12 protein-coding genes and 2 pseudogenes are annotated in these 12,414 nt (G+C 56.1%); 3 read left to right on the plus strand and 11 right to left on the minus strand.

Features of this window, described 5'->3' with window-relative positions:
• Positions 1–4: 4 nt before the first annotated feature.
• A complete protein-coding gene (gene glpK / locus B5E56_RS01945; protein WP_191433510.1) occupies positions 5–1,489 on the plus strand; it encodes a glycerol kinase GlpK in 1,485 nt (494 codons plus the stop codon).
• A gap of 72 nt (positions 1,490–1,561) precedes the next feature.
• Here the strand turns inward: glpK and B5E56_RS01950 are convergent, their stop codons facing one another.
• Together B5E56_RS01950 and B5E56_RS01955 are read right to left on the minus strand one after the other, a co-directional pair.
• Positions 1,562–2,227 carry a YczE/YyaS/YitT family protein gene (locus B5E56_RS01950; protein WP_242958728.1) on the minus strand — a complete coding sequence of 222 codons (666 nt, stop codon included), beginning with the start codon at positions 2,225–2,227 and terminating at the stop codon, positions 1,562–1,564.
• Positions 2,224–2,595, minus strand: a complete 372-nt coding sequence (locus B5E56_RS01955) for a MarR family winged helix-turn-helix transcriptional regulator (protein ID WP_242958730.1) — start codon at positions 2,593–2,595, stop codon at positions 2,224–2,226. The genes B5E56_RS01950 and B5E56_RS01955 overlap by 4 nt, the downstream gene beginning before the upstream one ends.
• A gap of 337 nt (positions 2,596–2,932) precedes the next feature.
• Between B5E56_RS01955 and B5E56_RS01960 the strand changes: the two genes are divergently transcribed.
• Entirely contained in the window at positions 2,933–3,394 is a 462-nt protein-coding gene (locus B5E56_RS01960) for a DUF2798 domain-containing protein (RefSeq protein ID WP_087271063.1), read from the plus strand.
• A gap of 76 nt (positions 3,395–3,470) precedes the next feature.
• Here the strand turns inward: B5E56_RS01960 and B5E56_RS01965 are convergent, their stop codons facing one another.
• From B5E56_RS01965 to B5E56_RS01975, 3 genes are all read right to left on the minus strand, one after another.
• Positions 3,471–3,932, minus strand: a complete 462-nt coding sequence (locus B5E56_RS01965; RefSeq protein WP_087388199.1) for a phage holin family protein — start codon at positions 3,930–3,932, stop codon at positions 3,471–3,473.
• Between the two features lies 1 nt (position 3,933).
• On the minus strand, positions 3,934–4,668 hold the full coding sequence (locus tag B5E56_RS01970) for an N-acetylmuramoyl-L-alanine amidase family protein (RefSeq protein WP_087388201.1): 735 nt from the start codon (positions 4,666–4,668) through the stop codon (positions 3,934–3,936).
• A 421-nt stretch (positions 4,669–5,089) separates the two neighbouring features.
• Positions 5,090–6,037 carry a KilA-N domain-containing protein gene (locus tag B5E56_RS01975; RefSeq protein WP_242958732.1) on the minus strand — a complete coding sequence of 316 codons (948 nt, stop codon included), beginning with the start codon at positions 6,035–6,037 and terminating at the stop codon, positions 5,090–5,092.
• 306 nt (positions 6,038–6,343) lie between these two features.
• On the opposite strand from B5E56_RS01975, the gene B5E56_RS01980 reads away from it, so the two are divergent.
• Positions 6,344–6,574, plus strand: coding sequence for a helix-turn-helix domain-containing protein (locus tag B5E56_RS01980; RefSeq protein ID WP_087238088.1), 231 nt, complete (start codon positions 6,344–6,346; stop codon positions 6,572–6,574).
• 227 nt (positions 6,575–6,801) lie between these two features.
• Here the strand turns inward: B5E56_RS01980 and B5E56_RS01985 are convergent, their stop codons facing one another.
• The 6 genes and pseudogenes from B5E56_RS01985 to B5E56_RS02010 all read right to left on the minus strand — a co-directional run.
• Positions 6,802–7,473, minus strand: coding sequence for a peroxiredoxin (locus tag B5E56_RS01985; protein WP_087388203.1), 672 nt, complete (start codon positions 7,471–7,473; stop codon positions 6,802–6,804).
• A 91-nt stretch (positions 7,474–7,564) separates the two neighbouring features.
• Positions 7,565–8,584, minus strand: a complete 1,020-nt coding sequence (locus tag B5E56_RS01990) for a siderophore ABC transporter substrate-binding protein (protein ID WP_206404952.1) — start codon at positions 8,582–8,584, stop codon at positions 7,565–7,567.
• Positions 8,585–8,630: 46 nt separating this feature from the next.
• A pseudogene (locus B5E56_RS01995) lies at positions 8,631–9,383 on the minus strand (ATP-binding cassette domain-containing protein).
• A gap of 2 nt (positions 9,384–9,385) precedes the next feature.
• Positions 9,386–10,363 carry an iron chelate uptake ABC transporter family permease subunit gene (locus B5E56_RS02000; RefSeq protein WP_087388205.1) on the minus strand — a complete coding sequence of 326 codons (978 nt, stop codon included), beginning with the start codon at positions 10,361–10,363 and terminating at the stop codon, positions 9,386–9,388.
• Entirely contained in the window at positions 10,360–11,370 is a 1,011-nt protein-coding gene (locus B5E56_RS02005) for an ABC transporter permease (RefSeq protein ID WP_343214221.1), read from the minus strand. Before B5E56_RS02005 ends, B5E56_RS02000 begins: the two co-directional genes overlap by 4 nt.
• Before the next feature lie 213 nt (positions 11,371–11,583).
• A pseudogene (locus B5E56_RS02010) lies at positions 11,584–12,409 on the minus strand (HAD-IC family P-type ATPase); the annotation flags it as partial.
• Positions 12,410–12,414 lie beyond the last annotated feature (5 nt).

Here is a 12,414-nt window from a genome sequence, read left to right on the forward strand (position 1 = left end):
TGTTATGGAAAAGTATATCCTGTCCCTGGATCAGGGTACCACCAGTTCCCGGGCCATTCTCTTTGACGGGGAGCAGAACATCATCGGCATCAGCCAGAAGGAATTTACCCAGATCTATCCCCAGGAGGGCTGGGTGGAGCACGACGCCATGGAGATCTGGTCCTCCCAGTACGCGGTGATGATGGAGGTCATCGCCCAGTCCGGCGTAGACCCCGCCCACATCGCCGCCATCGGCATCACCAACCAGCGGGAGACCACCATTTTGTGGGACAAGGCCACCGGCCGCCCCATCTGCAACGCCATCGTGTGGCAGTGCCGCCGCACCGCCGGCATTGTGGATCAGCTGATGGCTGACGGGCTGGGGGACCACATCCGCAAAACCACCGGTCTGATCCCCGATGCCTACTTCTCCGCCACCAAGATCAAATGGATGCTGGATCATGTGGAGGGAGCCCGGGAGAAGGCCCGCCGGGGCGAGATTCTCTTCGGTACGGTGGACACCTGGCTGCTGTGGAAGCTCACCGGCGGGGCAGTCCACGTCACCGACGTGACCAACGCCTCCCGCACCATGCTCTACGATATCCATAAGCTGTGCTGGGACGACACCCTGCTCCACGCCCTGGATATTCCCAAGGCCATGCTGCCCGAAGTGCGCTCCTCCAGCGAGATCTACGGCTATACCGAAATCCAGGGCGTCAAGGTGCCCATCGCCGGTATTGCTGGCGACCAGCAGGCCGCTCTGTTCGGTCAGACCTGCTTTGAGCCCGGCGACGCCAAAAACACCTACGGCACCGGCTGTTTTCTGCTGATGAACACCGGCTCGGTCCCCTGTGAGAGCCGCAACGGCCTTATCACCACCATTGCCGTGGGCCGGGACGGCGGCGTCCAATACGCTCTGGAGGGCTCCGTCTTTGTGGGCGGAGCGGTGATCCAGTGGCTGCGGGACGAGATGCGTTTCTTCACCGAGAGCCGAGACGCGGAGTATTACGCCCAGAAGGTCGCTGACAACGGCGGGGTGTACCTGGTGCCCGCCTTCACCGGCCTGGGTGCCCCCTACTGGGATATGTACGCCCGGGGCACTCTGGTGGGCTTGACCCGCGGCACCCGCCGGGAGCACATCATCCGGGCCGCCCAGGAATCCATTGCCTACCAGGTAGCCGATCTGGTTCACGCCATGGAGTCAGACACCGGCGTACCTCTCACCCAGCTGAAGGCCGATGGCGGCGCCAGCCGAGACCAGTTCCTGATGCAGTTCCAAGCCGATATCATTGATCGTGAGGTGCGCCGTCCCGCCATCCGGGAGACCACCGCCCTGGGCGCGGCCTACCTGGCCGGTCTGGCTGCCCATGTGTGGCAGGACACCGACGAGATTCGCCACCTGTGGATGTGCGATACCGCCTTTGAACCCCGTATGACCGCCCCGGAGCGGGAGCGGCTGCTGGCCGGCTGGCACAAGGCAGTGGGCCGCAGCCGGGACTGGAGCCGCTGAAATCTCCTATTTTAAAAAGAAAAACGTCCGGCCATGCTGTTGATTTACAGCATGGCCGGACATTTTTTATATTTAGGCTTGAGACAACTGACGGCTCTTCAGCAATGCCTGCACCGGTGCTCCGATCAGGCGGCCAAACAGCCTTGCAATGGTCCCCACCAGCAGAGCGGAAATGAAGGTACCCTCCCGAACTCCGGTCAGGGTATGGAACAGCAGCAGCCCCAGCACCGCCGCCGTGGCCGCCATAGTCACATCCACCGCTACCTTGGTCTTTCCAAAGTTGGTGTTCCAGCGAGTGGAGATGGCCTTTACTGTACACTCGCCCGGCAGCATGACCACATTGGCCGCCACCTCAATGAACACACCAAAACCCAGCACCAGGCAGCCCAGCAGCAGCGAGCAGACTTTAGCGGGATAGGTCTGGGGGTCCACAAACCAGAACAGCGCCATGGACAGGTCGATGAATACAGAAAAGATAGGGATCACCGGCAGCTGAAGCAAAAACTGCTTGGGAAAACGCTTCCCCAGGATAATCAGCTGAATGGCAATCAACAGCAGGCTGAAAAACAGGGTAAACATCCCCAGTGACAGGGGAAACCGAATGCTCAGCACATAGGGGACGCTGGTAATGGGCGACGTGCCCAGGTTGGCTCTGGTGGCCAGGGCGATCCCCAGAGAATTGACGAACAGTCCGAATAAAAACAACACATATCTCCGGACCAGCTCTGCTTTGCTCACTGCAAACCCTCCATATCGGTCATATTCGCGCACACCTTGTAGAGGCAGTCCAGCAGTTGAGCCCGCTGTTCCTCGCTCAGTCCAGCCTGTACTACCTCCGACTGCCGCTCCATGGTCTGGCGCACCTCTCTCTGTTTGGCCCATCCCTGCTCTGTCAGATAGACGTGGAGGGACCGCCGGTTGCCATCCTCATTGCAGCGCCGGATCAGGCCCTTTTCCTCCATGCGATTGAGCAACCCTGTCAGCGTGGCCGGGTCGATCTGGCATCCGGCCGCAATCGCCTTCTGTACGCTGCCGTCGTGGCGGCCCAAGTAGTCCAGCACTTTGGGCTGGCCGGCCGTCAGGCCAGACCCGTTCAGTTCCGCCATCACGCTACGCTGAAACAGCGATTGCGTCGCCATCAACAGATAGTGGAAGCTGCGGTCCATATGGCTCCTCCCCCAAACAGTTTTGTTCCAAACAATTTGTATACAAATATTTTAGCGCGATTTCCTTTTGCTGTCAACCATGCACCTTGGACAAAAGGAGCGCTCACGTTGAGACATTTTTGTGTGCTCTGCCTGCAAAAAAACGCTTACGAAAGCCTTTTAAAAATGCTAAAATGAACCTATAATAGGCAGTCGCAGTGAAGGAAAGTAACGAGACGGGCGTTTCGTTGCTTTCCTTTTTTGTTGCTGTCCAAACTGTTTGGAGAGGAGACCCCAAATGCCTAAAACAAAACTGCAAAATGTGATCTTTACCATTATCATGGCCGTTATCATGGTATACGGTATGATCGTCTACAACGTAGCTCTCAATACCGGCGGCGTTACCAATCAGACCTTCCTGCTGGCCCTTCATGAGCTGCCCATCATGGCGCCCATCGCCTTCCTGCTGGAGTTCTTTGTGGTAGAAAAGCTGGCCACCAGACTGGCCTTTTCCTTCATGCGGCCCACCGACCGCCCTCAGTTCATTACCTACGCCATCTCCACCATGATCGTGTGCATCATGTGCCCCACCATGAGCCTGATTGCCACCCTGCTGTTCAAGGAGCCCAGCTTCGGCGCCTGGGTCCACACCTTCGGCTGCAATATGCCCATGGCACTGATTTGGCAGCTGCTCTACTGCGGTCCTCTGGTCCGGTTGATCTTCCGCACCCTGTTCCGCCGTCAGCTGGCCAAGGCCTGACCCTTTCATCTCCTGCACTAAAAATGCCCTGTGGGCGCCTTTATCTCGGCGCCCACAGGGCATTTCTATCCGGTATTCAATTTTCCAGGTTGTCCCCCGCCTGATCCACTTTGGCTCCCAGGGACGCAATCATTTTGGTGAGCCAAGCCGGTATCGGAGCCCCCAGGGCACCGGCGTTCTCGATGATGGAGCCCGCCTCGGTGAGGATGTACCAGATCACCACCAGGGGGCAGAGGAGCACCGTGTAGGTGAATGGCAGCTCCACCCCGGGGACGTTGCCCAACAAGCGGCCAATGACCGTGTCCAGGATAGCCGCCACAATGACGGCCACCACACTGCCCAGCTTGTGCCAGATGCCGTCCCGGGCGGTCTTGCTGGACCACTCCCCCGCCCGCAGGGCGGCGGCGGAGCCGGTGGCGTAGTCGATGAGCATACAACCCACCCATGCCACCACCACCCAGCCAAACCAGCCCCATAGGGCGGTGAGGGCGGCACAGAAGGCAGCCACCGCCGCTTTGAAGGAATTGATGTGCTCCATGTCAGGCTCCTTTCTCCGGCAGCAGCCCAAGCCGGTCCAGCACCACGGCGGCCTCCTGCCGGGTCAGCCCGTCCCGGGGACGGGTGCCGTCGAAGATGCCGGCGGCAGCTGCCTTGCTCCATGCCTCCCTGGCCCAGCTGTCCGGCTCATTGGGCTGTCCGCTCTCCTGGTCCGGCTCCTTGACCTCCAGGCCCAGATAGTCGCAGATTCCGGCACAGGTGGCCTGGGCCAGCTTATCCCGGTAGGCGGCGTCCTTCAGCAGGGCCAGGTCCTGGGCGTTGGTGTGGAAGCCGTATTCCAGCAGCACCGCCGGGGCGGTGGTGGAGGCCAGCACCGTGTACAACTCATGGGCCAGCCCGCTCCCCCACAGCACCACACCGGCGGCATGGACGCGGTTGATGATGGCGGCTGCCAGACGGTTCCGTGCCGCCGTCTCCGGGGGTGCAGAGGTGAATGCCACAAAGCCACGGGCAGAACTCCCGGCAGCGTTGGAGTGGAGGGAAACGAACAGGTCTGCCCCCGCCCGGTTGCTCACCGAGGCCCGGGCGCTGAGACCGGGATAGTCGCGCTCCTGCTCACGGGTGCCTACCACGGTAATACCCTGTGCCTCCAGCAGAGGTCGCAGGCGGGTGTACAAGTCCCAGGTAAATTCACATTCCCTGTAGCTCCCGTCCGGGGCGCCGTTGACACACCCCGGCCCATGGCCCGGGTCCAGGCATACAATGGATTTGCTCATAGATTTATCCTCCTTATCTGACGGAGTCTCCACCGTCTTTTTTATCCATACACATATCAAATCACCTATAGCAACAGCTCATAGGTCCAGCCAGCATTGCACCGTCAACGGGAATACACCGGTTATCAAACGGAATCATAGTATCACCTCCTACCCATAGGCGCATAGGGCCGGATGATGTACGTTCTCATACACCGATGCAAAGAATTTCTTTGTATACCACAAACTATCTGTCAAAAGATCCTCTTTTTTACATTTCATAGAAAAAAATCCTCGAGCCGTAACGGCTCGAGGATTTTACTAATCCATATATGACTAAAAAAAGAAGGACACGCTTAAGCGTGTCCTTCTTCTTGGAACATCGCAACACTATAGATGCCACGGCCTTCGCCCACTCGCAAGCGTCCTGCCGATTATATTTTTACTCCATAGGAGATAGGTCTTCGCTATGAGCCTCCAGAGCTTCGATTCGGTGATCTTGAGTCAGGATCTCCATCTGGCTTATAGCGATGGCATTGAGTTTTGTCAGCCGTTCGGCCTGAGACATCCCCTCATTGATGAACACCGCATTCAGGTTCTCCAGATTGGACAGGCAGACCAGCTGAGAGACATTGGCGTAGTCACGGATATTCCCTTTCAGATCGGGATGGCTGTCCCGCCACTGCTTTGCGGTCATACCGAACAGAGCCATATTCAAGACATCGGCTTCACTGGCATACACCATGGAAATCTGCTTTGCGGAAAGCTCCGGTGGAATCAGATTCTCCTTGATGGCATCTGTATGGATTCGATAGTTGATCTTGGCCAGATTTCGCTTGATGTCCCAGCCAAGCTGTTTCATTTCCTCGGTCTTGAGCCGCTCAAATTCCTTGATCAGATAGATTTTGAACTCAGGGCTGATCCACATGCCGAACTCAAAGGCAATGTCTTTGTAGGCATATGTACCGCCATATCTTCCGGCCTTTGCCCGCAGTCCAATTGCATGGGTCTTTTCAACCCACTCTTTGACGCTGAGCTTGTAGCTGTTCAAACCAGCCTGGCTTCTAATTACGGCGAATTCGCCATAATTAAAATCCGGGTTGTGGATCTGTTCCCATATCCCGAGAAATTCAACTGTGTTTCGGTTTCGCAGCCAGTCGGAGATGAAAAAGTCTCCGTCTTTCGCCCTGAGCATAAAATGCACCCACCGTGCGGTGAGTGCATACGAAGAGAAATATTTGCCGAGCTTTAGCGGTATATAGTGAGTAAGGACAAATGGTGTCGAATAAAAAAGAACCGCAACCCCTTGAAGGATTGCGGTATGTAATGTTGCTCTTTTTTCCCTGACCCCCGGCGGGTGTTCATTGCTCCCTATACGATTTCCTGCCATATTCTCCCCTTGCGGGGATAACAGACAAAAAGTGCGTTTCCCCTCACCGTTTCGATGGGGGTATTATAATAGGGAATTTTTAGGGGTTTCTTAGAAATCGCTTAGGTTTTAGGCAGTTTTGCTGAAATTTGAAGATTATCCGCTTTTTGTATTATTATATATTCATATTGTCTAAAAAGCACAAGCCAAAACTGTGCATTATATATGTGCAATTAGTCCGACAAGACTTTCTATATCTTATTTTTCTATTCTACCAAGGGTACACTAAACTTGTCAACATATTTCTTGTGGTCGGAGGGTTGGCAAGTGGAATATGGAACGATTCGGATTAAGCTGGACGAGCTGTTGAAGGCATCTGGTCTTAGCAAGAATATGCTGAGCCATCGAGCTGAGATGCAGCGGACCCAGATCAACAATTATTGTAAAAACCAAATTACTCGTTTAGATATAGATGTCCTCGCAAGGCTTTGTACGGTGTTGAATTGTGGGATCGGCGATCTATTAGAATTTATACCACCAGAAAAGATAGAAAAATGAGGCTCGCAGGAGGCATAGCAATACTTTTCCAGCATATTGGACGGTCGGCATTTCAAATGGGAACGGCAAATTAATTATAAACGCAGTTGCAAATTCTGAAGCTCATTTTCTATTGGTTATCACCGAGAGTCTTTGCAAAATCACCGCAATACAACAAAAAAGAACCGGTCGAGATCTCGTGCATGAAATCTCGACCGGTTTTCTGTTATTGGGGAATTAACTTAGTATTACTTCGACTCTTTGCGGAAGCACATGAACCAGTCCAGGCAATACTGATTCTCGCTCTGGTTGTCCATCCGCTCCTTGGCTACGCCGCAGCTGCCAGCGGTGGGTACGATGACATCATCGCCGGGTCGCCAGTCGGCCGGGGTGGCGCAGGCGTCGGCGTCCGCTTTCTGGAGCGCCAGGATGATACGCTTGATCTCGTCAAAGTTGCGGCCCGTGGACAGCGGATAGTACAGGATGGTTCGCACCACGCCGTTGGGGTCGATGACAAACACCGCCCGTACCGCCTGGGTGTTGGACTGTCCCGGCTGGATCATGCCGTACTTGTTGGCCACCTCCATGCGGATATCCTCGATGAGGGGGAAGGTCACATTGATGTGCTTCTTACCGTTCCACTCCAGCTCCTGGATCTTCCGCAGCCAGGCAATGTGGGAATAGATGGAGTCCACCGAAAGCCCAACCAGCTCAGTATTGAGAGCCTTGAACTCGTCGATCATGGAGCCGAAGGTCATAAACTCCGTGGTGCAGACCGGGGTGAAATCCGCAGGATGGGAGAAGAGGATCACCCATTTGCCGGCGTAATCCTCCGGGAATTTGATAGGGCCCTGGGTGGTGACAGCCTCGAAGGACGGGGCCTTGTCGCCAATAAGAGGCATTCTGTTTTCCTGATCCATGGTAAGCGCTCCTTTCGTTAGTAGTCAAGTTCAATGAAAACGATATATGAGTTCTTTGGAGAAAGGCCGTAATACTCCATCTGAAACAGCGTTAACCCAGCAGCTCGCTCTCCAGATCCTGCAGCATAATGTCCAGTGCGGAGATACCACCCTCGGCGGTGTACCACACGGCGGGGTGAGCCAGATAGACGATGTTGCCGTTCTTGTAGGCATCAGTTCCCATCACCAACTCGTTTTCCATGATCTCCTGGGCCAGCTTTGCCCCGTCGGTGCCGATGGCGGCATCACGATCCAGAACGAAGATATAGTCGGGTGCCTTCTCCACAATGAACTCAAAAGATGCCTCGTTGCCATGGGTGGAGGTGTCGATGTTGGCGTCCACGCCAATATTTTCGAAACCAATTTCGCGTCCAATCATGGAGCAGCGGCCGTCATTGCCCAGCACATTGTAGCTGCCGCTGGTGACCAGTCCCACGATGGCGGTCTTGCCAGCGGCAAATTCGGACAGGGCGGTGATCCGGGCGTCAAAATTGGCCATCAGCTCATCCACCTTGTCCTCCAGACCAAACATGGAGGCAATGGTGGTAGCGTTCTGCCGCACGCTTTCCACTACGCCAAGCTCGGTATCAGTGGCCAAGTAGACCACAGGAGCAATCTCGCTGAGGGCGTCGTAGCTGGAGGCCAGACGGCCACCGATAAAGATGACATCCGGCTCGCAGGCCATGACAGCTTCCAGATCGGCTTCCTTGATGGTGCCCAGGTTGGCAATGTCGTCGTTGATGTAATCCTGGAGGTATTCAAGGCTGGTATCGGCGGTGCCCACTACCCGGTCACCCACACCCAGGGCGTCCAGAATGTCCAGGGAAGCCATGTCCAGAATGGCGATACGCTGAGGATCATACGGCACCTCCAGCTCCGCCGCCTCCTTGTTGGCATTGAGGCTGGTAATGGTCACAGACTCAGGGGTCTCGTTGTTCTGGGTTTCCTCACTGGACTGGCTGCTGCCGGGCGAGGAGGTATTCTCGGAAGAATCGCCGCCGTTCTGCGCAGAGCAGGCCATGAGGCTCAGGGCCATCACACCGGCCAGGGCAAGAGAAAGCATCTTTTTCATGTTCATTTTTGGTTACTCCTTTTCTAAAAAGTACTGAAAATAAGGGTCAATAGTAGATGGACAGAGGCTTGCCCGCAATGGTCAGAATCTCGAAGTCCACCTGATAGATCTGGGACAGGTTCTCTTTCGTCATCACCTCCTCCACAGTGCCGAACTTGGCGATTTTTCCGTCCTTGAAGGCACAGATGTAATCAGAATAGAATGCCGCATAATTGATCTCATGCAGCACCAAAATCACCGTCTTCCCCAGCTCGTCGCAGAGGCGGCGGACGATTTTCATCATATTGGTGGCGTGGTAGATATCCAGATTGTTGGTGGGCTCATCCAGCAGCACATACTCCGTGTCCTGGGCGATGACCATGGCGATCATGGCCCGCTGCCGCTGGCCGCCGGAGAGCTCGTCGATGAAGCGATCCTGGAACTCCTCCAGTTCCATGTAGTGAATAGCTCGGTCGATAATCTTCTGATCCTCTGGGGTGACCCGGTTGCCTGAATACGGAAAGCGCCCGAAGGTCACCAGCTCCCGCACAGTCAGCTTCATCTGGATGTTATTGGACTGGGTCAGGATGGCAAGACGCTTGGAGAGCTCCTTACTTTTCCATTTGCCAATGTCCTTGCCCTCAAAGTCTACCAGTCCGCTGTCGTGGGCGATCAGTCAGGAGATCATGCCCATGACGGTGGACTTGCCCGCGCCGTTGGGGCCGATCAGGGAAATCACCTTACCCTTGGGAATGGCGAAGCTCACGCCGTCCACCACGGTTTTCCCGTCATACTGTTTTGTCAATTCCTGTACACGCATGGTCACACCTTCTTTCTTGTCAGGAGGAGGTAGAGGAAGTAAAGGCCGCCGCCCACGGTGATGAACACGCTCACCGGCACGGAGTAGGAATACACATGCTCGACGATGAGCTGCCCGCCCACCAGCACGATCATGCCGAACAGGGCCGAGCCCAGCACCAGCTGGGTGTGGCGGAAGGTCTTGAGCAGCTGCCGGGACAGGTTGGCGATGATGAGCCCCAAAAAGGAGATGGGCCCCACCATGGCGGTGGCCACGGCGATGCAGAGGGTCACGCCGAGCAGCAGGCGGCGGATGCAGCGGTCGTAGTCCACGCCGAGGTTGATGGCCTGCTCCTTGCCTAAGGTCAGCACATCCAGCAGGGCCAGTTCCTTGCGCAGAGCGAAGATGACGCCTGCCAGAAGAATCAGGGAAAAGACGATGATCTCGGAATTGATGTTGCTGAAGCTTGCCACCAGAGTATTCAGCAGGTTGTCGTACTCATTGGGGTCCATGACCCGTGTAAGAGTAGTCTGAATGCTGCTGAAAAACGAAGTTAGTACTGTGCCCACCAACAGCACATACAGCACATTGTGCTTGGTCTTTTTGAAGATCCAGCTGTAGATAATGGTAGCGGTAATGCCCATGAGCACCACATCCACCGCGAAGGACAGGTTGGCATTGGAGGCCACCACGCTGGCAGATCCAAGAAAGAACACCACCGCCGTGTGGATGAGGGTATAGAGGGAATTCATCCCCAGCAGGCAGGGAGTCACGATGGTGTTGTTGATGATGGACTGGAACACGATGGAGGCTCCGCCAATGGCAAAGGCCGTGATCAGCATGACGATGAGCTTGGGAGTTCGGATCTTCATGGCGTAGGCCAGCAGCTTGGGATTAGAGAAATTCACTTCAACCAGCATATAGCCCGCCGCGCAGAGCAAAACCAGAAAGGCCAAAATCAGGAGTTTGCGCCGGTTGGCGCGTATGGCAGCCGTGTTCACTGGTCTGCACCTCCCTTCAGGTTGGGCATGGTGGAGCAGCAGCTTGTTCCGGCGCCGCCCAGACGGATGGCCTTGCGGCCATGCTTGAGCCGGTAAAACAGCAGGGCGATGAAAATGAGGCTTCCCAGGATGCCCACGATCAGTTCGATGGGCAGCTCGTAGGGGGCGATCACCACCCGGCCGATCATGTCGCACACCAGCACGAAGATTGCGCCAAACAGGGCGGTGTCCACCAGCGTGCCCCGAATCTTGTCGCCCTTGTACATGGCTACCACATTGGGCACGATCAGGCCGATGTAGGAGATGGAGCCGACCACCACCACGATGGAGGCAGTGATCATGGCGGCAATGGTGAGGCCGGAGAAGAGCACCAGATTGTACGGGACCCCCAGGTTCTTGGAAAAATCCTTGCCCAGCCCCACGATGTTGAAGTGGTTGGCAAAGAAAAAGGCCAGAATGACCAGCGGCACCGTCAGCCAGACGATCTCATACCGGCCCTTCAGCACCAGGGAAAAGTGGCCCACCAGCCAGGAGGACAGGGCCTGGGTCATCTCGTACTTGTACGCCAGATAGTTGGTAATGCCGCCGATGACATTGCCGAACATAATGCCCACCAACGGAACCATAACCACATCCTTGAACTGGATGCGCTGAATGAACCAAACGAAGATCCAAGTGCCCAGAATTGCTGTGGCAAAGGCGAAGATGGCACGGCTCCACAGGGTGGAGGCCGGCATAAACAGGAGCGCCAGCAAGATGCCGAACTGGGCCGAGGAGATGGTGGCCCCGGTGGTTGGGGACACGAATTTGTTGCTGCACAGCTGCTGCATGATGAGCCCCGCCACGCTCATGCCAATGCCGGTACACAAAATGGCCAGCAGACGGGGCAGCCGGGAGATGATGAAAATCTCCAGCTGCTCAAAATTGCCCGCCAGAAGCTCGCCCGGCGTCAGATCGATCACGCCTACAAACAGTGAGCAGCAGGACAAGACAAGCAACAGAGCCAAGAGAACTATGGTAGAACGATACGGTCTGATACAATCCTCCCCTTTCTTTCATGCGGTTAGCTATGGCTAACTTCTTTGCGAAAAAAGATGCGCAGCGGCGATTGGACTTACCATGCATCACGCACTGCGCATCGTGGGCTTATTATAGCACACGGAGTTAGTCATGTGCAACCACGCAAAAAGCACAAGCTACCAAGCGGAAAGGATTCTTTTTTATCCATTCTGCAAATTGTTGCCCCGAGTGGACTGCGTCTGAGTAGTCAGCCGGCTCATGCTCCGCAAGCTGACGCCCAGGGTGGAGAAATTGTGCAGCGTGGCGGAGGTGGCTGGCGGCAGGACTCCGGCTACGCCCAGAGCGATCAGGGCGCCGTTGAAGCCGATGACGAAGCGGTAGTTGGAATGGATGCGCGCCATCAGCGCCATGGCGATCCGACGCAGCTCTACAATCTCCCAGAGGCTGTCGGCGGCAATGGTGATGTCCGCGATCTCCCGGGCGATGGCGGCGCCGTCGCTGATGGCGATGCCCGCGTCCGCCTCGGACAAGGCCGGCGAGTCGTTGATGCCGTCGCCTACCATCAACACGGTGTGTCCCTCCCGGCGAAGCCTTGCCACATACTCCGCCTTGTCCGCCGGCAGGACTCCGGCGCGGAAGTCATCCACTCCTACCTGGGCGGCAATGGCTGCGGCGGTGCGGTAACTGTCGCCGGTGAGCATAACGGTGCTGGTAATCCCCAAGGTACGGAGGGCAGAGAGGGCTTCCTTTGCCTCCTCCCGCAGCGGGTCGGAGATGCAGATCACGGCGGCCAGCTGTCCGCCTACGGCCAGATACAGGTGAGAATACTCCGGCGGCAGGGCGTCAAAGCGCTCCTGTTCGCCTTCTGGAATGACGCAACCCTCATCCTCAAAGACAAAGTGGGCGCTACCGATGAGGACTCGCTCCTCATCGACGGTGCTTGCGATGCCGTGAGCCACCAGATACTCCACCTAAAGAATGGTACTCCTCATGTTGCAAACTACGAAGCTTGGCTTCCTCCGCAATAGTTC

The sequence above is a fragment of the Flavonifractor sp. An112 genome (genome assembly GCF_002161085.1).
Classification (GTDB): Bacteria; Bacillota; Clostridia; order Oscillospirales; family Oscillospiraceae; genus Flavonifractor; species Flavonifractor avicola.